The organism is Nonlabens xiamenensis (assembly GCF_003865345.1).
GTDB classification, from domain to species: domain Bacteria; phylum Bacteroidota; class Bacteroidia; order Flavobacteriales; family Flavobacteriaceae; genus Nonlabens; species Nonlabens xiamenensis.
Window position 1 is genome coordinate 34,761 of the sequence record NZ_RMVE01000004.1, and the last position, 22,379, is coordinate 57,139.

Sequence of the window (22,379 nt, forward strand, 5' to 3'; positions counted from 1 at the left end):
TTTTAAAGCTATTGCCCTTTAAAAAAGATGACGGTACTCAAGGTCTTGATGATGATACGCAAGTCAAGATATACACTGCGTTTTTTGATATAGAATAGATCGTATTGTAGTTTTCTCAAATGATCTTCATCGGTTACTCCGTATTTGGTCTTGACCTGTGCCCAACCCGTCAATCCAGGCTTGATGACATGCCTGGTTTCATAAAAAGGTATTTTTTCTGAAAGTTGCTCAACAAAAACCAGACGTTCCGGACGTGGCCCTATCACGCTCATCTCTCCTTTCAGTATATTTAAAAATTGCGGAAACTCGTCCAATCTTGTCAGCCTCAAAAATTTCCCAAAGCTGGTAATGCGTACATCATTTTCAACGGCAAATTGTGCGCCAGCAGCCTCGGCTTCTTTCACCATGGAGCGGAATTTAATGATTTTGAACAGTTTTCTATTTTTACCAACGCGTTCTTGGGTATAAAATAGAGGACCACGATTACCAAAAAGATTACCCAACAATACAAAAGGCGTGATGATAAAACATACCATCAATCCGATGCTAGACACCACAATATCAAATAATCGATGGTACACCATATACAATCTGTTCTGGTTATTCCTAGCAAAGGGAAAGTATCTGTAGAAATCCTTGCCGACATATTGAACCGGAACCCGATCTGTCATTTCCTCATAGACCTGGGTATATTCCCTCACACCATAACCGGTCTCGACAATTTCGATGAGCCATTTGTAAAGGTTATTCGTGATCCCTTCTACTTGGTTACTAGCAACAACCACTTCGTTAACTGTATTATCAAACAACAACTGGTCAGCCTCACTAATACTTAGATTTTTCACCCCTACTCTGTGTCCAGGCTCCATGGCGGGACCAGTATTGATGAATCCATTTATCTTATAGTTAGGGTCTGCTGCCTGAAGGGTCTGCGCAACCACACTAGCATCAGAGGCATCTGCAACCAAAATGATCTGTTTATTGAATCTTGAGCTGGCAAACAGCTTGATGTATATAGCCCGCCATAGCAATAGTGACGAGGTGACGGCCAAGTAAAAATATAAGATCTGTATACGATTATCCGGCAGGGTGGGCGTATAAAATGGAGTCAGCAAGTAAACCAGGGAGGTGACCGAAGTAGCGGATATTACACTCCGCAATGTACCAGTGATACGACTCGCTCTTCGCAAATTGTACAACTCAAAGACAGCAGCAAAAAACAGGAGATAAAAGGCCAGGATAACCGACCAAAACCACTGATCTGCATTGATTTTAAAATAATCAAAATCAAAAATGGCACCAACTGCATATAGTGCCCCAAGGACTACAATCACGTCTATGAGTCTCAATAGAATTTTGCGCTCAGAGATTTCAAAATGAATGGGCTTGGACACGTAACTTGATTTAAGGGTGTGCAAAGATACTGTTTTATCCTGCTAATAAAAGTTGCCATTGCTCCCTCACTTGAGTCCAGGAATACTGTTTGATGGAGTTCAGTGCATTATTGCTCAGAGAAGAAACCCATTCTGGATTTTCCAGCAACCTGATGACCGCCTGGACCATTTCTGCAACATTATCTTTGCCTACGAGAAGGCCGTTGTACTCGTCTTTGATCAGGTAAGGTATACCTCCCACATCAGTGCTTATCACGGGTAATCCCAGTGCCATGGCTTCAATCAAACTGACCGGCAGGTTGTCAAACTTGGTGGTATTTAAAAAAATATCACAATTCGCTGCTAGACTGAGCCATTCCTTTCTGGTTAGCAGGCCAGTAAATTGAACAGGAATCCCCAATTCTTTGGCCAATTTTCCACATTCTTCCATTGAACCATCCTTATCAGGTCCAACCATAATCAGACTGGCATTTGGATATAACTTGCGCACTTCGGCGTATACCTCAATTGCCATTTGCGGATGATAAATTTGAGCAAAAGATCTCACCCAGATGAGTTTAGGATGTAATGTATCACGTGACTTAAAATTGTACTGGGACAGATCTATAGAATTAGGAATAACTTTGATTTCAGCATATCCCGCTTTCGCGAAAGCGTCCTTCAAATAAGCACTTGGACAAACCACCTTCCACGCACCCTTCAAAAATTTATGGGTTTGATGGGGGGTTGACTCAAGTCGTTGAGGAAGATTACCACCGTGTAAAATAGGAACATATCTCTTTCCCGTAAGTCGGCAGATCCATCCCACTAAAACGGCATACCAAAAATTACGTGTACTGTAAGTATCAATGAGTACAAGGTCTACCCATTGGAGCTGCGTGATCAATTTGAGCAACATGTGCAACAATCTTATTACTGGATTGCTTTTGCTAGAGGCATATTTTACTTTAAACCCCTCCCCTTCTAACAACGGTCCCAATGTATCAATCGTGGTGGCGGTACGACCTTTTTGAGCTAATTTGTTACCAATGTAAAGAATGTTTTTCATCAGGCAGCAAGTACAGCTTTAGATTGAGAAACAGCAGGCTTCTTCTTTTTCTTGGGCTGGTAGACATACAACAATGCCATGCCGTAGAAAAAGGCTGGAGCAGCAATACGCATAGCACTGTGATTGATCGTAGCAATCCAAAAAATCAGAAAGGCATAAAAGTATATGTTGCCTTTGTGCGTGAGTCGGAAAATCAACGGAGTAAATATGAGCACCACCAACGACAGTATACCTATACTTCCGTGCTCAGAAAGTAATCGGCTGGTCTCATTATGCGAGGCCGCCACGATGCCATCCTTTCTCGCACGATAGTATTTTACCTGTCCGGCACCGATTCCAGCGATAGGATTCTCTAAAAAGGCTTCTAGTTCAATGCTGATCAGTTTTGCCCGACCAGTCGAAAGGTCTTCCTTGGCCCTTCCCGCTGCATCCTCGTTGGCATATCTTTTATCGATCAAACCACTGGTCGCCAATGATGTGTATCCCCATGCCAATACCAATCCCAAGGCAATGACTCCCAGTTTAGGAAGAAAACTAAATCTAAATTCAGATCTTTTCAAAAAGAAGAGGGTAATGATCACTGCTATGATCATTAAAAAGGCTGTAAGAACACCTCCCCGGGAAAAAGTCAACCAGCCTCGATAAGTCATTCCCAGGAACAATACAACATCTAAAACGTTGATCCAAAGATTTTTACCCCTTAAAAACCGGATAAAACAAATAAACATGCCTATTCCCAGTACGGTAGCCACCTGATTAGGTCCATAACCACCAGAGGCAGCAAAATTTGAGGCAGTATCTGTTACCACTTCTCTGATATCAGGGGTTACCACAAACAAATAAAAAGTGAGCATAATTATTGGTCCTAGACATAGCTTGAGTATCTCGTCCAGGCGTTGGGAAGTGACACGTCTTTGGAAACAATAAATGGCTGTTACTCCCAGAGCCACAGGACCACTCAGATTAAAGGCAACCGCCTTACGCAAACTTTCAGATATAGGAATATTTTGCGAGGCCACCACGATACTAGGTACTAACAGTAATAGATAGAATACGTACGGAATAGACTTTAAGGAAAACCCCCTGATCAACAAACCCGCCAACATAAAGATGATGACCAAATATTTGATCATTTCATAAAAGAATAAGGCATCATTCATACGCAGGAATACCTCAGCGCAGGCCAGGTAGCAACAGGCCATTAAAACTTCCTGTTTGCGATCGGCACTGGTAAAAACTCGCAAAGCGAAATAAACTATTGCCGCATAAAAATAAATTTTAACCAAAAAAGGTAATGCGATCATAAAGATCGTCAGAATGATATGTCCAGCGACTATCAGCGGAAAGGAAAGCTTTTCAAATTTGATCATTTACAATGCCTTGTAGATCTCTTGCAGTTGCGCAAGATACTGTTCCTCGCCGTAATTTGCGAGGATCTTTTGATGGAATCGGGTGGCGAGTGCTTTGCCTAGCTCAGGATTTGAAATTAATTTTTGAAATGCTGTTTTCAATGCCCACGGATCTGACGGTGATACCAAGAGTCCATCTTCACCAATTACCTCAGCACAAGCACCCACATCCGTCGACACAACCGGTAATCCATACAGTCCGTATTCAAGTAGTGCCAAGGGTAATCCTTCAGAAATTGAGGACAATACACCTATATCACATGATGAAAGTACACCAGGAATATCAGTGCGTGAACCATGCAGAAAAACGCGTTCCTCCAAACGGCTCTCTTGAATAAAAGACTTGAGTTTACGCGAATAAGTATTGTTGAAATCTTTCCCACAAATATGTAATGTCCATTGTTGAAATTCGGGATCAAGCTTTGCAAACGCATCTATCAGCGTTATCTGATCTTTTTGAGGTCTGAGGTTGGCCAGGCAAACAATGCGTTTTCCAGATTGCCCGGGTAGTTCATTGTCTATATTGGTATCATCCGACGGCACTGTAAAATTAGCCAGGTAATGGGAAGAATGAATACCCAATTCTTTTGTTGCCCATTCTTGAAGTTTGGTATTTACAGCAATGACCGCATTAAAAAAACCTTTACAGACTTTGATCAATTTGGCATCGCGTTGATCCAGATTTTCTGATTTTCCGTAATGATCATGCCAAACAATAAGTAAATGTGGTAGTAATATTTTGGTCATACTAGCCGCAAAAAACGAAGTAGCATGCGCATGAATAATCTGTATGTCGTGCTCTTGCACAAAATTTTTGATACGCACGATTCCCCTGATCCCTAATTTGCCCTCACGTTCTGCAAAAAGGTAGTTGACCCGATCATCGATTTGCGATTTGAGCATTCCTTCTTTACGGCTAGCACAGAGAAAAGCTGGCTGCCCAGCCCTGGCCATGGCGTTGGCTATATTTACGGCCATGCGTTCTGCTCCTCCTGCGTCCAGACTATCTATAAGCTGTAGTACTTTCATGAAGCAGCATTTTTACTATGTTTATTGAATCAGAGCTGCTCTTTGATTTTTAGGAGCTCTGCTTTCACATGTTCTAGCTTGCGTATGATTTCAAAAGTTCCCAATTCTTTTTTATGGGTCTTCATGTAATCTCTGGCGCCTTCCAGGGTAAATCCTCGTTCCTTGGTCAGGTGGTAAATAGTTTGCAGATGTTGGATGTCCTCCTTGCTGAATTTACGATTTCCACGCGCATTCTTTTTGGGTTGAAGCACATCAAATTCCTTCTCCCAGAATCGAATCAATGAGGCGTTCACATCAAATGCTCTGGCCACCTCTCCCATGGAGTAATACAATTTATCGGGAAGATCTACGTGCATGGCTTTTACTTACAAACGGCTTTGATGAGCATTTCTTATAATCAATCTAAAGATATGTTTTCTTGCTGTGATTTCTTGAGTAGGGCATTGAATTCTTCAGGTGAAAGGTTACCGTAATAGAAATTAATCGGATTGATTCGATCTCCATCTTTAAAAACTTCATAGTGCAAGTGGGGAGCCTGAGATCTTCCTGTGCTTCCTACATATCCGATGATATCACCTCGTTTTACCTTTTGTCCTGGACGCACATTATACGGCTTTGTCCTTCTCAAATGAGCATAGAGTGATATATAACCAAACCCATGATCGATCCGAATATGATTACCATATCCTGAGCTATTGGCATCAGCGCGTTTGACCACACCATCGCCTGTAGCAAAGACTGGAGTTCCCCTGGGCGCAGTAAAGTCCATTCCATAATGAAACTTTCTTGTTTTGTTAAAAGGGTCTGTACGGTATCCATAACCACTGGCCATACGAGTGAGGTCCTGATTACGGACAGGCTGTATCGCTGGTATCGAGGACAGCAATTCCTCTTTATCCTTGGCAAGCTCTGCAATCTCATCCAGTGAAGTTGACTGGATAGCGACTCGTTTCTTTAATTTATCAATCGATTCACGCAATTGGACCACCCTTTCTGAAGCACGACCGTATCCTTCAAATTCCTTATATCGGTTGACACCACCAAAACCAGCCTGCCTCTGCTCGTCGGTGATAGGTGCTGCATCAAAATAGATACGGTAAATCGTGTTATCACGCTCTTCCACATCTGCGATCACAGCAGCCAGCCGGTCAACCTCATTCTGAGTTTGCTCCAATTGTAATTCTAAAAATTCCACCTTGTTACCGGTCTTTTTTACTTCCGGAAGTTCAAAAAACTGAGCGGCAAAAAAGAAAAGTACGGCCCCAAAACATACACTGAAAAGTAAAAACAACAATCCCCCAAAGAAATACCTGCGTTTTTTTGTCTCGACCTGACGGTAAGAAAGTGTTTCAGAATCGTAGTAGTACTTGACCTTTGACATACGTTTAATTATGCTATTTTTGCGGTGCTTTAAAAGCTTTTGGTAGCTTGAATAGATGGTATTAATCCCGCTTTCGCGAAAGCGTAAACACTATCTCTCAGTTTCCCAACCAAGCAAAAATAAGAAAATAGAAATAACCGCTAGGTCCACCCGATGAAGTCACAACAGATACGCCAAACTTTCCTTGAATATTTTAAAAAGAAACAGCATGAGATCGTTCCCAGCGCTCCCATGGTAATCAAGAACGACCCAACCTTGATGTTTACCAATGCTGGAATGAACCAATTCAAAGAGTACTTTCTAGGAAATTCGACACCCAAAAACTCACGTATAGCCGACTCCCAAAAATGTCTGCGTGTAAGTGGTAAACACAATGATCTTGAGGAAGTAGGCGTGGATACTTATCACCATACCATGTTTGAGATGTTGGGGAATTGGAGTTTTGGTGATTATTTTAAAAAAGAGGCGATCCAGTGGGCCTGGGAATTGCTTACCGATGTATTTGAGATTGACAAGAATAGTCTTTACGTCACCATTTTTGAAGGTGATTCATCAGAGGACCTTGAACGCGATCAGGAAGCTTATGATATCTGGAAGGAGTTGATAGCAGAAGAACGTATTCTCAACGGGAATAAAAAAGATAATTTTTGGGAAATGGGAGCACAAGGTCCGTGTGGTCCTTGTTCTGAGATCCACGTAGATATTAGAAGCGCAGAGGAAAAACAAAAAGTGGATGGAGCGAGTTTGGTCAACGCAGACCATCCTCAAGTGGTCGAAATTTGGAATCTGGTATTCATGCAATTCAACCGTATGGCCGATGGTACCCTTAAAAATCTGCCAGCGCAGCATGTGGATACGGGTATGGGATTTGAACGTCTAGCCATGGTACTTCAAGGCAAACAATCCAATTATGATACGGATGTATTTACTCCGATAATCAGGGAAATTGAAACCATTACTGGTCATTCCTATGGAAATACAAAGGAAGAAGACATCGCAATCCGAGTCATAGCCGATCACGTAAGGGCAGTTTCATTTTCCATTGCCGACGGACAATTGCCTTCCAATAATGGTGCAGGATATGTGATCCGTATGATTTTGCGACGTGCCATACGTTATGGCTTCACCTATTTAAATAAAAAAGAACCTTTCATCCATCAATTGGTCAATACGCTGGCTAAACAAATGGGTGATGCCTTCCCAGAACTGAAATCACAGAAAAACCTGATCCATAATGTGATCAAGGAAGAAGAAATCTCTTTCTTACGCACTCTGGAAAATGGGTTGGCTTTGCTAGATGCAATGGTGGAATCCATGAAAAAGGAAAACACCAAAACCCTGGACGGAAAAAAGGCTTTTGAACTCAATGACACCTATGGTTTCCCAAAAGAGCTCACCCGCTTAATTCTAAGCGAACAAGGCTTGGGTATGGATGAAGAAGGTTTTGCTGCTGCCTTAAAAAAGCAACAAGAAGACTCCAGAAAGGCCAGCGCTACAGAAACCAGTGACTGGACGGTGCTCAATGCCGATGATTCGCAAGAATTTATAGGTTACGATAGACTCAGTGCCGATGTAAGGATTGCCAAATACCGTAAAACCTCGAGCAAAAAAGAAGGTGAGCTGTATCAAATTGTCTTCAATATGACGCCATTCTATGGAGAAAGTGGAGGACAAACAGGAGATAAAGGCTATCTGGAAAGCCCGAGTGGTGATACCGTTTATATCATCGATACTAAAAAGGAAAATGGACAAACCGTTCACCTCACAAAAAACTTGCCTAAAGAATTGGGTGGCACACATCGGGTAAGCGTAGATAAGAGCCAACGCATGCGCACGGCGGCAAACCACACCGCTACCCACCTACTCCACCAAGCCCTGAGAAAGATTTTAGGCGAACACGTAGAGCAAAAAGGTTCCATGGTGCGCAGTGCTTCATTGAGGTTTGATTTTTCCCATTTCTCTAAAGTTACACCAGAAGAATTGGCAGAAGTGGAGAATTTTGTCAATGCCAGAATCAGGGAACAACTTCCCCTAGAAGAAAATCGGAGTCAAACTTATGAAGAGGCAATTCAAGATGGAGCTATTGGACTCTTCGGAGAAAAGTATGGCGATGTTGTACGCACTATAAAATTTGGAGAAAGCTACGAGCTTTGTGGAGGAACACACGTAAAGAATACCGCCGAGGTCTGGCACTTTAAAATTACGCATGAAACTTCAGTAGCCTCAGGTATCAGAAGAATTGAAGCCATTACCAGCGATGCAGTCAAAGACTTTTTTTCAGAACAATCTCAACATTTTGAAGAAATCAAGGCCGTATTGAAAAACCCGGCTAAAAACCCAGCAGAAAGCATTCAACACCTATTGGAGGAAAATGCAAGTCTTAAAAAAGAGATTGAAGAACTCAAACGTGAAAAAGCCAGTCAATTAAAAAATACACTTATTGACCAGGCTAAAAATATCAACGGGATTCATTTTATTGGTACTTCTACAGATCTGGACGCCAAATCGGTAAAGGAATTGGCTTTCCAATTAGAACAGGAGTTGGCTAATCTTTTTTTAATCATCGGTGCAGAAAATGATGGTAAGGCTACACTTACAGTGATGATCAGTAAAAACCTGGTAGAAGAAAAAGGCTTGAATGCAGGCCAATTGGTACGCTCGCTGGGCAAACACATCCAGGGAGGTGGAGGCGGTCAGGCGCATTTTGCTACAGCCGGAGGTAAGAATCCCGCTGGAATTCCAGCAGCATTAAAAGAAGCTGAGGATTTGATTATACAACAAGCTTAACTGATCTGTAATATGCTCTTTACTGAATGATAAATACTGGCTATTATTTATCTGATTATTAGGTTATAAGACTAATCTTGTAACAAAACTTGTTTTTGGACTACCGATAAGTATGGGGTTTGATAACACACATTTAATCAATAAAATAAAAAAAATTAGGGAGAGGAACGCTCAACGGCGATCTGATCGTGCCATGGATATTCGATTGGGCAAAAGACAAGGCTTAGAAGTGGTCAACGATACAATAATGCACTCTCCAGCCCAGGCGGCAGCATTTCAAGCTGAGTTTGCCCAAAAAGTCATACGTAGAAAATGGGTAGCTGGGTTGGCCTTGTCCCTATCAATACTCCTCACCATGATCATCGTAGCTATAGTAATCTATTTATTCCATTTCTTATGATTGGAGGAGGAGGAGCCATACAGGCCATGATTACGGCCATAAAAAATAATAGTCGCCAATCTAATCGTAAAAAGTTTGATGGTTTAGGCGGTACCGCAGAAGGTATTTACAAAAAATCTACCCATCAAAAGATACATACGGTCGAAGAAATTGAAGCAGCTAAAGCAGCATTTAGGGAAAAGCAACGCAAAAGACGTCATTTAACTTACTGGTCAGTGGGCCTTACTATTGCTTTATCGCTAGCCATTGTCTATGGATTGATGAAATTGTATATCCTACTTTTTAATTGACCCTTCAGGTCATCTGCATGTATTGATCAACAACATGAAATCATTTTGCTATTGCGCAAACTTGCTCGATTCTATTTAAGCATCGAGAATTCGGTAACAAACAATTAAAATTTGGGCTATTCTTAAGAAACAATTCAGTTTTCAACAGGTGTTACTGGTTTAGGAAACAATTACATTTGAAAGAGCATAAGTTTTCATGATTCAACTATTCACACCAGTTCCTATACCAAGCTTTTCAAAACCTCTGGATTATGATTCCAGCGCATTGATGCTGGGTAGTTGCTTTACCGAGCACATGGGTAAAAAACTGAAAAGAGCAGGATTCCATGTATCGATCAATCCGTATGGGATCATCTTTAATCCAGTGAGCCTTTCCACTTTGATAGAGCGTGCCATGCAGGAAAGATTTTTTGCCTTGGGAGAAGTGGAAAGTAGCTTTTGCTATGAAGCACAATCTGCGGTTAGTGGTTCTTGTGAGCAAGAGGTAATGGAAGCCATGAATCATGCGCTTGGAATGCTCCGTGAAGATATAAAAGGCAGCACACATATTTTCATCACGTTAGGAACAGCTTGGGTATACACGCTCAAAGAAACGGGTCAGGTGGTAGCCAACTGCCACCAGCAGCCACAGCGCTTATTTGATAAAAGACTCCTGACACCAGACGAAATTAATACCAGTCTACACCATATTACGACTCACCTTCATCAAATGAATCCGGATATTCAACTGATCTATACGCTATCTCCTGTACGTCACTTAAAAGATGGTGTGGTTTCAAACCAGCGTAGCAAAGCTAGGTTGCATGAAGCCATTCAAACATCTATTGATATTGGAAATGCCACCTATTTTCCCGCTTATGAAATTGTGATGGATGAATTGAGAGACTACAGGTATTATGACAGGGACATGTTACATTTGAATGAGTTGGGAATTGATTGTGTTTGGTCTCGCTTTCGCGAAAGCGCCATCTGCCCTAGCACGGATCAGGCACAGAAAGCCATTGAAAAGCACCGTAAACTCGAAGCGCACAGACCTAAAAATGTGGAATTGCACCGTCAGCAGGTTGACACCAGCCGGGAGGCCTTGAGGCAATTATTTCCAAAAATCAATATTTAATGAAATCGATCAAGCACTATATATTCGGAGCCCTGTTGATGCTATTGGCGGTGGTAATTTTTCGTTCCTGCTATGATGACCACAGCGAAAAGCAACGGCTAGAGGCAGAGACCGCCTTGATCACCCAACAAATCAGTAATGTGAGCAAATTGGTCGTAACCGAGATGACTTATGCCAAGGTCTATACTTATGAAAATACCAAAAGTTATGGATGGGAATATTTTGTACGCCAAGAAAGTACAAAAAGTGCATTGATCATTTCCAATGCCAAGGCTCAAATTGCTTATGATCTAAAAGAACTCAAATACGAGATTGATCCTGATCAAAAAACCATTTATCTGACCTATCTCCCTGAACCAGAACTAAAAATAGATCCCAACTTAACTTTTTATAAAATGGATAATGGCTTTCTGAATAGCTTTAATGCCAGTGACATTAATACAATAAAAAAACAGATCACGACAGATCTCAGAAAACAGATCAACGCAAGTCCAGTCATGGACAACGCACAAAATAGGCTCCTCAGTGAATTAAGCGGAATTTATCTTGTCACCAATTCGATGGGTTGGACTTTAATCTATAATGACACAGAGGTCAACAGCACCAAAGAAATGGGTAGTTTACTGCCTTAATTTTCTATAATTTTATACTCTTCTGCAGCCTTATCGTATTCTGCTTCCAGGAGTTGATAGTATTTATTGAAAATTTCTTTTTTGATATTGCAGCTGCGATTATTGCGTTCCAAGGCTGTTGCAAATTCAGCTTGCTCCATTTTACCGTCGATGTAATCTTGTGTTAGCTGGGGTCGTTCCATTTTACAAGACACATAATCCTTGTGTGCCTCTTCATATTTTTTATAGGTCACACTGCTGGTAATAACATTTTGCGGTTGTGCGCTAGAAGAATCTTCTGCAGGACTATTACAACTGGCGATAAGAGTGATCAAGATTAACAATGGAAACTTATTCATAAAACAGCTTTTAGAAGGGCTAAAAGTAATTAGCCTATTCTAAAAAATCAACTATCTGATCACTTAAAAATGATCAGCATGAACTGGCGTCTGAAAAAATATTGACCTTTCATTTCAATAAAAAACCCTTCTTAGCATCACACTAAAAAGGGGTTTTTCGTTACCAATAAGTGGCTATTATCAAACTGTCTTTTAAACTAATGGCGCTCTTGAAGTTTGAAAAAACCATCATTCTTTCTTGCGACGTCTTTCTTTGTATTCCCTGATCATCCTACGTTTAAAATCATGCTCTGCCTTGGTCAGCATCAAAAAGCGCTTATACCCAATAATTTCAATAATTTCCTCATTGTTATTCTCTAGACGGTTCTTGTGAATTCCGTTCTCTAAGTCGGTTAATTTTTTCACATATTGGGCAGCTTCCTTATCGCTAAGTTGTGTCAAATCTCCTTCTATGGAACGGATAAATTCGCGTTTTTCTCTTTCCATCTTATGGCAGGTTTCTTTGATCCGGTTATAAATAGGCCAGAATTCCTGAGCTTCTTCAGTGGTGAGATCAATTTGTTCCGTGATATAAGCCACTGACAAAGCTTTGATCTTATCCCTTCGACTGTCTTGTGCCTGTGTACCCATCCAACAAAGGATGAATATGGCTGTTATTGCTATTTTTTTCATTCTCTCATAATTTGCGTCAGACTTACCTCATCCTCGAGATAGGCCAACAATTCTTTATCTGAAATATCCTCGGCCATGCTGATATCGTTCAGAATGGTGTTATCGGTAAAGAGGAATTCTATATCTTCTTCTTCCTGCAGGATGGCTACTTCTTCTACATACGTAGCAATGGTTTCATCCTCCAGTGAATCAGCTTGCCAGTCACTGTTATTGTACTGAAAGTTTTTCCCAATTACCAACACTAACAATACCGCCGCAGCCAGTCCTCCAACATTCCATAAAACACGTAATTTGGATCGCTCCTGCGATTTCAGTGTACGTAGCTTTTGGTCCTCAATTCTTTCCATCACCTGTTGATCCAGTTGATCAAAATAATCCTGAGGAACCTTGAAGCCACCCTGGTTGTCTTGCCGATTAACTCGCATCAGCACCCTTTCTTCCAAACGTTCAAAATAAGCGTCTGGAACTTCAAAACCTGGTTGTTGTTGCTTGTCTTTCATACTTTTAAGACCTAATTAATTGGTAAAGGTTTCATCCTGTCTGATAAATTTTTCTACTTTCTTAGCAGCGATATGATAGGTACTTTTTACCGCTCCTTCGGTTAACCCCAACACATCGGCTACTTCCTTAAACATAAGGTCATCAAAGTACCTCATATTAAATACCTCCCGTTGCCTGTCTGGCAGTTGGGACAAGGCTTTTTGGAGTTCCAGATTGACCTGATCACTAGTGAAATAGACATCAGCTTCCAATTGATTCACCATGTGATCTTGTAATTCCTGCGAACTGATCTGCAAGTGCCGTGCCTTTTTAGTTAAGTGCGTCATGCTTTCATTATAAGCGATGCGGTACATCCAGGTACTCAGTTTACTGTCTCCTTTAAAATTTTTGATGCCTTTATAAATTTTCACAAAAACATTTTGCAGCACATCATCAGCATCGTCGTGTTGCAGTACAATTTTACGAATTTGCCAATACAGCTGCTCCTTATAATTGGTCAACAATAGGCGAAACCCTTGATCCCTGGTAGCAGGATCCAAGATCAAGTTTACGAGTTCGCTATCTGCTTGTTTATCCATAAAGCTATTATGACCATGAATGTACAAAAAGGTTTAATCGATCTGAGATAATCTATCGCAAAATGCTTCGTTTAACTAAGGAAGAATTAAGTATATTCACCTTTAAATAAGACATTCACATGCCAATAGAGTATTCTTCCTCCAGCATATCGCAACATCGACCTTTGATTGAGGTCAATGACGCCACCCGCGCCATATTTTACCGTAAAACCTATGCACATGTGGCTCTTGCGACCCTGCTTTTTATCATTGTAGAAGCCATTCTTCTGCGTATCGAACCCCTGGTAAACTTCATGATGGGACTGACTCAAGGATGGACCTGGCTGTTGGTATTAGGCGCTTTCATGTTTGCTACAAGTTATGCCGAAAAAATGGCCCATACCTCGCATAATCGAACTCAGCAGTACCTTGGTTTGTTTCTTTTTGTCCTGGCAGAAGCGATCATTTTTGTTCCCTTAATCTATATGGCCCTTCAAATTCAAGCTATTAATGATAGCCAATTGATCAATCAAGCCGCCGTGGTCACTCTCGCTCTTTTTGCTGCCTTGAGTGCGGTTGTATTTCTGACCAAAAAGGATTTTTCTTTTTTGCGCAGTTTCCTGACGATAGGCTTCATCGTTGCCATCGGAGTGATCGTAGCTGGAATGATATTTGGATTTGATTTGGGATTGTTTTTTAGTGCTGCCATGGTGATACTGGCGGCTGGATCTATACTTTACCAAACCTCTAATTTGGTACATAAATATGATACAGACCAGTATGTAGGAGCGGCACTGGGCTTATTCTCTGCCCTGATGTTATTATTTTGGTATATACTCAGAATTTTTATGTCCCGCGATTAACTTACTGGCCTTTACATATCAGCAGGAGCAATTACCATGGCTCAAACCCTATTTTTTTGCAGCCTTGATGGTGGGTGTATTTATATTGGTGGGCCATTTGGTGATTCGTGCCATGCAACGCAAGCGTGATATTATATTTTTTCGACAGGGACTGAGCTATAGAAAACTATCGCTTTCGCGAAAGCGAATCCTAGAGGAATATCCTTTCTACCAGCATCTTCAGCCGAAATACCAACGACAATTTGAACACAGGGTAGCCAATTTTATAGCAGATAAGCATTTTAGACACCGCTATGATGAACCTATTACCGATGAGCAATATGTATTATTGTCGGCGGTGGCATGCCGATTGACTTTTGGAAGACGCAGTTACCAGATGCCCATGTTGCATACCATACTACTGTTTCCAGAGGCCTTTACCAGTCCAGTCAATGAGGCCGAACATAAAGGAGAATACAACCCCAATGCCAAAGTTCTTGCGCTGTCCTGGGCCGATTTTAAGCTCGGAATGGACGTCATCAATGACAATTTGCACTTGGGGCTTCATGAATTCACTCATGTCATTCATTTTGAAAGTGAACATAGCGCAACCGTAGATGCTACCAGGTTTCATAAATACCACCAACTTATACTGCGCCAACTCATGCGATCAGAGGTAAGGGCCAAATTGGATGACACACAATTCTTTAGGGCATACGCCTTTACCAACCAATACGAATTTATGGCGGTACTGGCCGAGTATTTTTTTGAGTCCAATGCCGAATTCAGAAGCGAATTCCCTGTGATATACAATTATTTCAAGCGCATTCTTCTTTATAAAGAGGAATGGATCATATGATCGTTGAGGCCATGCTACTTCCCTCACTTTTGAGCGCTTCAACCCAAGCTCAAGGCTGTAATTTTCTTTCTGGTTCAGGTGAAGAGCTCAGTTTTCAGTATCTATTCATATCATTGCGACCGTACATCATCAATCCCAGACCGATTAGCAAGGGTGCAAACGTCCACAAATAAATACGACCTTCGCTCTTAAAAAAAGAGACAGTTAGCACGACCAAAGTAAAAATGATAACTAGAATTCCGCCAATAAAGAGTCCGCGACCACGAGACTTTAAGCCTTTAAGCTCGGTGATGCGCACTGTTCTTTTATCCACTCGTCTGACGATATGTTGGATATCGTCCTCTGACTGTCCCTGATCTTTGAGTGTTTTGCGCATCTGGGACATATCCATATTCCCATCAGCTATTTGTTGCGCGTAATATTCAATTTGTTCTTTGATGTCAGATTTTTGATCCACCATAACTGCGTTAAATGATTTGAAAATAGAGATGAAAAAAAGTTGGAAAAATAATTAAACTATTCTTTTTGGGTAAATGGTCTTGCTCTAGTGAAGACTATTGAACCGAATGAACGAAAGAACCAGTAAGGCCAAGTCATCAAATGACAGGTGAAACTGAAAGAGCAAAAGACCGATCTGATCAGTTGGCCATTTCGCTGATAAATTTGAGTCGATAAAGGCGTAGTTCCTCCTCTTCATAGTCCCCATCAAATTCATCAAAAGCCTCTTTGATCTTATCAGTTTCAGACTCCAGAAAATACTCGTGAAGCTCTTCTTGTTGATCATCATCTAGCATCTCATCCACCCAATAACCTATATTGAGTTTGGTTCCGCTATACACAATACTTTCTAATTCATCGATCAATTGATCCATGTCCATACCTTTGGCACTGGCCATGTCATCAAAACTCAGTTTACGATCTATGCTGGTAATAAAATATAGCTTGTTACCTGATTTGCTACCGGTGCTTTTGATCACGAGGTCATCTGGACGAGTGATATCATTTTCCTCCACGTATTTGGCGATCAGCTCGATAAATTTGGTTCCAAATTTTCTAGCTTTCCCTTCACCCACGCCGTGTATATTGGACATCTCGTCCATTGTGATTGGATATTTGGTAGCCATATCATCCAAAGAAGGATCTTGAAATACCACATAGGGAGGTACATTTTTTTGGCTCGCCACTTTCTTACGTAATTCCTTGAGCAATTTGACCAGTTGAGCATCAGTCGCTCCACCTTTACTGTTCCCTACGATCTTATCCGATTCTTCGCTGTAGGTGTGGTCATCACTCATCATAAAGCTCTTACCAGATTTTACGAATTCCTCACCGGCGGGTAAGACCTTTAATGTACCATAAGATTCAATGTCTTTTTTGATCAATCTGGCCACCAGGACTTGTCGGATCAGTGCCGTCCAGTACGCTTTGTCTCGATTTTTACCGCTCCCAAAAAAGTCATGCTGATCCAGTTTATGACTAGAGATCATGGCATTATTTTTCCCCATGAGAATATTGACAATATCCTTGGATTTATAGCGCTCGCCCGCAGCGTCAATCAACTGAATCAGTTTTTTAACATCATCGACCGCCTCCCGTTGTGGTTTGGGGTTGCGCATGTTATCATCCATATCGCCACCCTCGCCGGTTTGAGGGTCAAAGGATTCTCCAAAATAGTGCAGGATATATTGTCTACGACTCATACTGGTCTCTGCATATCCCACCATTTCTTGAAGCAAGGCATGACCGATTTCCTGCTCGGCGATAGGTTTACCCGACATAAATTTTTCCAGTTTCTCGATATCTTTATAAGAATAGTAGGCCAAACAATGCCCCTCGCCCCCATCTCTTCCGGCTCGACCAGTTTCCTGGTAATAGGATTCAATACTTTTAGGAATGTCATGATGGATGACAAAACGCACATCTGGTTTGTCTATTCCCATCCCAAATGCAATCGTCGCCACCACTACATCCGTATCCTCCATCAGGAACATATCTTGGTGTTTCACTCTTGTTTTTGCGTCTAAACCTGCGTGATAAGGAACGGCCTTGATTCCGTTGACTTGAAGGACCTGTGCCAGTTCTTCTACCCGCTTACGCGAAAGACAATACACAATCCCAGATTTACCTTCATTCTGTTTGATAAACCTGGTAATATCAGCATCTACCTGAGCAGTTTTGGGACGTACCTCATAAAACAAATTTGGTCGATTGAAAGAAGCTTTGAAAGTGGTAGCATCTGGAATCTGAAGGTTTTTCAGAATATCTTCCTGTACTTTTGGAGTTGCCGTAGCGGTAAGGCCAATGATCGGAATATCACCACCTATTCTATCGATGATGCGACGTAAATTACGGTATTCAGGCCTGAAATCATGTCCCCACTCGCTGATACAATGCGCTTCATCGACCGCCAGGAACGAAATGTTCTGTTCTTTAAGGAAATCTACGTATTCTTCCTTTGTCAGGGATTCTGGAGCGACATAGAGCAGTTTAGTAATACCATTGGTAATATCATCCTTGACACGCTGGACATCACTTTTTGATAAGGATGAATTCAACACGTGGGCTACACCATCATTATCAGAGACACCGCGAATGGCATCCACCTGATTTTTCATCAAAGCGATCAAAGGAGAAACCACAATGGCTGTACCTTCCTGCATCAAAGCCGGTAGCTGGTAGCAGAGTGATTTACCACCACCAGTAGGCATGATAACAAACACATCTTCCTTATTCAACAAAGAGGTAATCACCTGTTTCTGCAATCCCCTAAACTGTCCAAACCCAAAATATTTCTTAAGGCTTTCCTCTAATCCATTATGCGTATCTGCCATGCGGCTGCTGCGTTTTTGTTTATCTTTGTTAGCTAAATTTACGATATAATTCCATTTTCACAAATTCTAGTTAAACGATATCATCTTTGGAGCAGGAAAGCAAGGTTTTAGCGGTTGCCAAAAGAACCATACAAATTGAATCACAAGCAGTTACAAGACTGATAGATGGCTTGGATGAAGTTTTCGCGAAAGCGGTATTACATATTCACGATTCCCAGGGCAGGGTCATTGTGACTGGTATAGGCAAAAGTGCCATCATCGCCCAAAAGATCGTTGCCACCATGAACTCGACTGGAACACCAGCAATTTTCATGCATGCGGCTGATGCAATTCACGGAGATCTAGGCATCGTACAGCAAAATGATGTGGTCATTTGTCTATCAAAAAGTGGAAATACTCCTGAAATCAAAGTCCTGGTGCCATTGATCAAGAATTTTGAAAACAAATTGATCGCCATTACCAGCAATAAAGAGTCCTTCCTCGGGCAGGAAGCCGACTTTGTATTACTGGCTCCCATCGAGGAAGAAGCCTGCCCCAATGGGTTGGCACCTACCACGAGTACAACGGTACAGTTGGTATTAGGAGATGCCCTGGCGGTAAGTCTATTGGAATTAAAAGGCTTTACAGATAAAGATTTTGCCAAATACCACCCTGGCGGTTCACTGGGCAAAAAATTATATCTCAGGGTGAGTGATCTAATTGCCCAAAACAAAAAACCCGAAGTGAATGCGCAAACCTCATTGAGGGAAGTAATCGTCAATATTACCCAGAACATGTTGGGGATGACGGTAGTCACAGAAGCCAATCAGCCGAAAGGAATTATTACCGACGGAGATTTACGACGAATGCTGTCTAGCGGTAAAGATATTGACAGCCTGACCGCAGTAGATATTATGAGCCACCAACCCAAAACAATTGCCGCCGAGGCAATGGCCATCCAAGCCAGAGAAAAGATGGAAGAGATGAACATCACTCAGTTAATTGCAGTGGATGATCGAGGATATGCGGGCGTTGTTCATATCCACGACCTGGTCAGAGAAGGTATTGTGTAATATGGCAATGAGAAAAAAAGCTGATCCCAATAATATGTCCTTCCTAGATCATGTGGAAGAATTGAGGTGGTGCCTGATTAGATCCATTTTAGGGGTCTTGGCAGGAGCGATTATCGCCTTTCTGGCCAAGAGCTTTATTTTTGACACCCTTATTTTCGGTCCTAAAAGACCCGATTTTATCACCTATCGCTATTTCTGTCAGCTGGGTAGATGGGTAGGTATTGAAAGTGAATTTTGCGACCCTAACTTTAATTTTATCATCCAGTCCAGGGAGATGTCCGACTTATTTTCGGCACATATCTGGACATCAATTACGGTAGGTTTTGTCATTGCTTTTCCTTGGGTATTGTATCAATTCTGGAAGTTTATCTCCCCTGGGTTAAAGTCCAATGAGAAAAAATACAGCAGCGGATTTATTTTGATCTCCTCTGCCCTATTCTTTATCGGTGTAGTCTTTGGCTATTACGTGATTGCCCCTATGTCGGTTCATTTTATGGTCACCTATGACCTGAGTTCTGAGGTAGCCACTCAACCTAGCTTATCTAGCTATATCGCCTATATAAGAGCATCAGTATTGGCTTCTGGATTATTGTTTGAGTTGCCCATTATCATTTATTTCCTGACCAAAATTGGCTTGGCGACTCCAGAAGGACTACGCAAAAACAGAAAATTTGCCTTAGTTATCGTATTAATTGTAGCGGCCGTAATCACTCCGCCAGATGTGGCCAGTCAAATCATTGTGGCCATCCCTGTATTAATTTTATACGAAATCAGTATCCTGATCTCCAGGATTGTATTGAAAAAAGAAGAAAAACGAAAAAGGAAGATAGCTTCCCCCTAATGCTATGAGTAATTTAGTAGAAGATTTTAATGCCTACCGGGCAAAAATGAATGATGCCATTCTTGAGGACAACAACAAAATCCTGAAGCGCATCTTTAATCTGGACACCAATGCTTTTACCGAAGGAGCTTTGGATAAAAAAACCAAAGAACTATTAGGGCTTGTCGCCAGTACAGTATTGCGCTGTGACGACTGTGTCAAATACCACTTGGAAGCCAGCCACAAAGCTGGACTAACAAAAAGCGAAGTAGTGGAAGCACTATCTATCGCCACATTGGTGGGTGGAACGATAGTCATACCCCATTTGCGACGTGCGTATGAGTACTGGGACGCAGTAGAAGCGCAGACAGAGGAATGATCCTGGGAATTGCATAATGCAGAATTAAGAATGCTGCATCCTTAATTCACAATGCTGAATCCTTGGGTTGTTGGAGTACTTTGACAATTGCTTCTTCAAAGTCTTCCATAGTGTATTGTTGGCTCCACTCGGCGGCATTTTGGGACATTTTTTCCAATACTTCCGGCTGGTCCAGCATGGACTTTATGATTGGAGCGGCTTGATCAAGATTAGAAATCAGCATACCTCTGGAAGCTTTTTTTGACTCTTTGTCAAAGTCCAGCATCCACGGCACGCAACTAACTGGGGTAGCTACAGGTATACAGCCCCAAAACATGGCTTCGGCCACCGCTTTGGGCCAACCTTCACTTTTTGAAAGTAGAAAAGAGAAATGTGCTTTTTGATAAGCCTTGATCAGTTCATCCTGACCTACATTTCCATGGAGTCGTACGCGATTTTCCAAGCCTAGTGCGGTTACTCTCTGTTCGAGGGCGGTATAGAGTTTCCCATTTCCATAAAAATGCAGATGAAAATCTATTCCCTTTTTTATGAGTTCTGCAGCTATTTCTAGCAGCTCCAGAGGTCGTTTATTAGGACTTAGCGTACCGACAAATACAGCATAAATAGGTCCGTCCCATAGTCGTTCATAGGGCGATTGAATTTGAGTACGATGGTACGAAGCTGTAAAAAATGGCAATACATTTTTGGATTGATCTGGCCAAGCGCCGTAGACGAGAATTTGTATGTTTTTAGAAAGTCGTGGATTTGAAAGAATAGCTTTTTGCCATTTGTAGGCAAAGGGTTGAGTCGATTGTGGATCCCAATTGCCTGCATATTTTACCGTTTTTTGCTTTCGCGGAAAAAAGATTTGAATCATGCTTGCCAATAGCGCTAAGTTACCCGGACATCTTAGGTGGATATGATCTGCTTTACGCATCGCATTGCATAATTGAAAAGTTTGAAAAGGAAGACTAAGCAAAGAGAGTACAACCGATGAAAAACGATGAAACTCCAAACGCCTTAAACCAATTTGCTTGAAGTCCTGTCTCTTAAATGCTTGAGCAAGAAGTGGGGTACTGATTTTATCTGGACACAGAAAAGTAATATGGCTGACGTGGTTCATCCATAAATCCATCTCCTTGACATACGGCGCATAGGCGACCTTTTGACCGTTTTGGATCACCAAATGGGCATCAGTAATTACGAGTAATTTCAATCAAGACTTATTTTGAAACATCATTGTAAGATGCATACATTTATACACGTCTTTATCTTTTTTAGGGTTCCAGTCTTTCTCTATAAGCTTCTGAATTTTTGACGTTTTAAATGCCCCACTAAGTGGCAAAAAGTTATAAGCAAGACCATATTTGCTACTACCCAGAATTCCTTTTTGGTCTAAAATGACAAAATTATTTTTAAGCTTGCGCAATACCGTTTTGGTAAATGGCCATTCCCAATCTTTATCACTTTGAAAAGGCCGATATGCAGATCTCAATAATTTAATAGGCACACTGGTTTCTAGAGGGTCGTAGGAAATAACAATACCCTCAGGTTTTAATTTTTCTTTGAGCCTCGATATCAACAGATCAAAATCTTCAAAATGATGTAATACTCCATAGGCGTATATGATATCAAAATCTGTTTCTGCAAAGTCGTCAGAAAGGAAGTCTACCGCAATGGCCTGCGCATCATTGGTTTTTACACCGTCAATTTTGGTCTGTAATTCTCCTATAGCTTTATCACTTAGGTCAATTCCGATATATTTTTTTGAATTTGAGGCCAGGTATAAAGAAAGTGCATTACCTCTAAGACACCCCAAATCAAGTACTTTTTTATCAGACAAATCACCTAACCACAACTTGTGTTGATCGTACACGCGATTAGTGATATCGAATTGCTTTCTATAGTCATTCAATACCCCATTACGAATTTTCGACCATATCCTAGAAGGAAGGTTTTTTTTAGCAACGGCATCCGAATTATAGAATTCCTTTTGACGCTCGTTAGTCTTTAAAATTTTCTCTTTATTATCTGCCACGGTCATTAGGTCTGAATTGTTCAC

The 22,379-nt window shown here is 41.4% G+C and carries 24 protein-coding genes; 10 read left to right on the plus strand and 14 right to left on the minus strand.

Annotated elements, in window-relative coordinates:
* Positions 1-8: 8 nt before the first annotated feature.
* Genes EGM47_RS11080 through EGM47_RS11105 form a run of 6 tightly spaced genes read right to left on the minus strand, consistent with a single transcriptional unit; the run spans position 9 to position 6,261 of the window.
* Positions 9-1,394, minus strand: a complete 1,386-nt coding sequence (locus tag EGM47_RS11080) for an exopolysaccharide biosynthesis polyprenyl glycosylphosphotransferase (protein WP_164510863.1) — start codon at positions 1,392-1,394, stop codon at positions 9-11.
* Between the two features lie 34 nt (positions 1,395-1,428).
* Complete coding sequence (locus tag EGM47_RS11085; protein WP_124980891.1) at positions 1,429-2,442, minus strand: glycosyltransferase family 4 protein; 1,014 nt, start codon at positions 2,440-2,442, stop codon at positions 1,429-1,431.
* Positions 2,442-3,812, minus strand: a complete 1,371-nt coding sequence (locus EGM47_RS11090; protein ID WP_124980892.1) for an O-antigen ligase family protein — start codon at positions 3,810-3,812, stop codon at positions 2,442-2,444. The genes EGM47_RS11085 and EGM47_RS11090 overlap by 1 nt, the downstream gene beginning before the upstream one ends.
* Positions 3,813-4,880 (minus strand): glycosyltransferase, encoded by a 1,068-nt coding sequence (locus tag EGM47_RS11095; protein ID WP_124980893.1) that lies wholly within the window; start codon positions 4,878-4,880, stop codon positions 3,813-3,815. It abuts the gene before it with no gap.
* Positions 4,881-4,909: 29 nt separating this feature from the next.
* On the minus strand, positions 4,910-5,236 hold the full coding sequence (locus tag EGM47_RS11100) for a MerR family transcriptional regulator (protein ID WP_124980894.1): 327 nt from the start codon (positions 5,234-5,236) through the stop codon (positions 4,910-4,912).
* 41 nt (positions 5,237-5,277) lie between these two features.
* Complete coding sequence (locus EGM47_RS11105; RefSeq protein WP_124980895.1) at positions 5,278-6,261, minus strand: M23 family metallopeptidase; 984 nt, start codon at positions 6,259-6,261, stop codon at positions 5,278-5,280.
* A 153-nt stretch (positions 6,262-6,414) separates the two neighbouring features.
* Here EGM47_RS11105 and alaS point away from each other — a divergent pair, with 153 nt between their 5' ends.
* The 5 genes from alaS to EGM47_RS11130 all read left to right on the plus strand — a co-directional run bounded on the left by alaS (position 6,415) and on the right by EGM47_RS11130 (position 11,487).
* On the plus strand, positions 6,415-9,048 hold the full coding sequence (gene alaS / locus EGM47_RS11110) for an alanine--tRNA ligase (protein WP_124980896.1): 2,634 nt from the start codon (positions 6,415-6,417) through the stop codon (positions 9,046-9,048).
* A 112-nt stretch (positions 9,049-9,160) separates the two neighbouring features.
* A complete protein-coding gene (locus tag EGM47_RS11115) occupies positions 9,161-9,448 on the plus strand; it encodes a hypothetical protein (protein WP_124980897.1) in 288 nt (95 codons plus the stop codon).
* Positions 9,445-9,738 (plus strand): hypothetical protein, encoded by a 294-nt coding sequence (locus EGM47_RS11120; protein WP_124980898.1) that lies wholly within the window; start codon positions 9,445-9,447, stop codon positions 9,736-9,738. Before EGM47_RS11115 ends, EGM47_RS11120 begins: the two co-directional genes overlap by 4 nt.
* A 196-nt stretch (positions 9,739-9,934) precedes the next feature.
* The gene (locus EGM47_RS11125; RefSeq protein WP_206052163.1) at positions 9,935-10,855 is read left to right on the plus strand and encodes a GSCFA domain-containing protein; all 921 of its coding nucleotides are present in this window, start codon (positions 9,935-9,937) and stop codon (positions 10,853-10,855) included.
* Entirely contained in the window at positions 10,855-11,487 is a 633-nt protein-coding gene (locus EGM47_RS11130) for a DUF4230 domain-containing protein (protein WP_240642430.1), read from the plus strand. Before EGM47_RS11125 ends, EGM47_RS11130 begins: the two co-directional genes overlap by 1 nt.
* On the opposite strand, the gene EGM47_RS11135 is transcribed toward EGM47_RS11130, so the two are convergent.
* The 4 genes from EGM47_RS11135 to EGM47_RS11150 all read right to left on the minus strand — a co-directional run bounded on the left by EGM47_RS11135 (position 11,484) and on the right by EGM47_RS11150 (position 13,576).
* Entirely contained in the window at positions 11,484-11,825 is a 342-nt protein-coding gene (locus EGM47_RS11135; protein ID WP_124980899.1) for a hypothetical protein, read from the minus strand. The two genes, EGM47_RS11130 and EGM47_RS11135, sit on opposite strands and share 4 nt — an antisense overlap.
* Before the next feature lie 228 nt (positions 11,826-12,053).
* The gene (locus tag EGM47_RS11140; protein WP_124980900.1) at positions 12,054-12,497 is read right to left on the minus strand and encodes a hypothetical protein; all 444 of its coding nucleotides are present in this window, start codon (positions 12,495-12,497) and stop codon (positions 12,054-12,056) included.
* Positions 12,494-12,997: a hypothetical protein gene (locus EGM47_RS11145; protein WP_124980901.1), complete on the minus strand. Its 504-nt coding sequence runs from the start codon at positions 12,995-12,997 to the stop codon at positions 12,494-12,496. The genes EGM47_RS11140 and EGM47_RS11145 overlap by 4 nt, the downstream gene beginning before the upstream one ends.
* Positions 12,998-13,012: 15 nt before the next feature.
* Complete coding sequence (locus EGM47_RS11150) at positions 13,013-13,576, minus strand: RNA polymerase sigma factor (RefSeq protein ID WP_124980902.1); 564 nt, start codon at positions 13,574-13,576, stop codon at positions 13,013-13,015.
* 119 nt (positions 13,577-13,695) lie between these two features.
* On the opposite strand from EGM47_RS11150, the gene EGM47_RS11155 reads away from it, so the two are divergent.
* Positions 13,696-14,418 (plus strand): Bax inhibitor-1/YccA family protein, encoded by a 723-nt coding sequence (locus tag EGM47_RS11155; RefSeq protein ID WP_124980903.1) that lies wholly within the window; start codon positions 13,696-13,698, stop codon positions 14,416-14,418.
* Between the two features lie 70 nt (positions 14,419-14,488).
* Positions 14,489-15,256, plus strand: coding sequence for a zinc-dependent peptidase (locus tag EGM47_RS11160; protein ID WP_164510864.1), 768 nt, complete (start codon positions 14,489-14,491; stop codon positions 15,254-15,256).
* A gap of 94 nt (positions 15,257-15,350) precedes the next feature.
* Here EGM47_RS11160 and EGM47_RS11165 read toward each other — a convergent pair whose 3' ends face one another.
* Together EGM47_RS11165 and recQ are read right to left on the minus strand one after the other, a co-directional pair.
* Positions 15,351-15,716, minus strand: a complete 366-nt coding sequence (locus EGM47_RS11165; protein WP_124980905.1) for a hypothetical protein — start codon at positions 15,714-15,716, stop codon at positions 15,351-15,353.
* 178 nt (positions 15,717-15,894) lie between these two features.
* On the minus strand, positions 15,895-18,087 hold the full coding sequence (gene recQ, locus EGM47_RS11170) for a DNA helicase RecQ (protein WP_124980906.1): 2,193 nt from the start codon (positions 18,085-18,087) through the stop codon (positions 15,895-15,897).
* 86 nt (positions 18,088-18,173) lie between these two features.
* Here recQ and EGM47_RS11175 point away from each other — a divergent pair, with 86 nt between their 5' ends.
* Genes EGM47_RS11175 through EGM47_RS11185 form a run of 3 tightly spaced genes read left to right on the plus strand, consistent with a single transcriptional unit; the run spans position 18,174 to position 20,338 of the window.
* Positions 18,174-19,139, plus strand: a complete 966-nt coding sequence (locus EGM47_RS11175) for a KpsF/GutQ family sugar-phosphate isomerase (protein WP_124980907.1) — start codon at positions 18,174-18,176, stop codon at positions 19,137-19,139.
* A 1-nt stretch (position 19,140) separates the two neighbouring features.
* Entirely contained in the window at positions 19,141-19,980 is an 840-nt protein-coding gene (gene tatC, locus EGM47_RS11180) for a twin-arginine translocase subunit TatC (RefSeq protein ID WP_124980908.1), read from the plus strand.
* Positions 19,981-19,984: 4 nt separating this feature from the next.
* Entirely contained in the window at positions 19,985-20,338 is a 354-nt protein-coding gene (locus EGM47_RS11185; RefSeq protein WP_124980909.1) for a carboxymuconolactone decarboxylase family protein, read from the plus strand.
* Between the two features lie 46 nt (positions 20,339-20,384).
* Here EGM47_RS11185 and EGM47_RS11190 read toward each other — a convergent pair whose 3' ends face one another.
* Positions 20,385-21,533, minus strand: a complete 1,149-nt coding sequence (locus EGM47_RS11190; RefSeq protein WP_240642431.1) for a glycosyltransferase family 4 protein — start codon at positions 21,531-21,533, stop codon at positions 20,385-20,387.
* Complete coding sequence (locus tag EGM47_RS11195; RefSeq protein ID WP_240642432.1) at positions 21,534-22,379, minus strand: class I SAM-dependent methyltransferase; 846 nt, start codon at positions 22,377-22,379, stop codon at positions 21,534-21,536.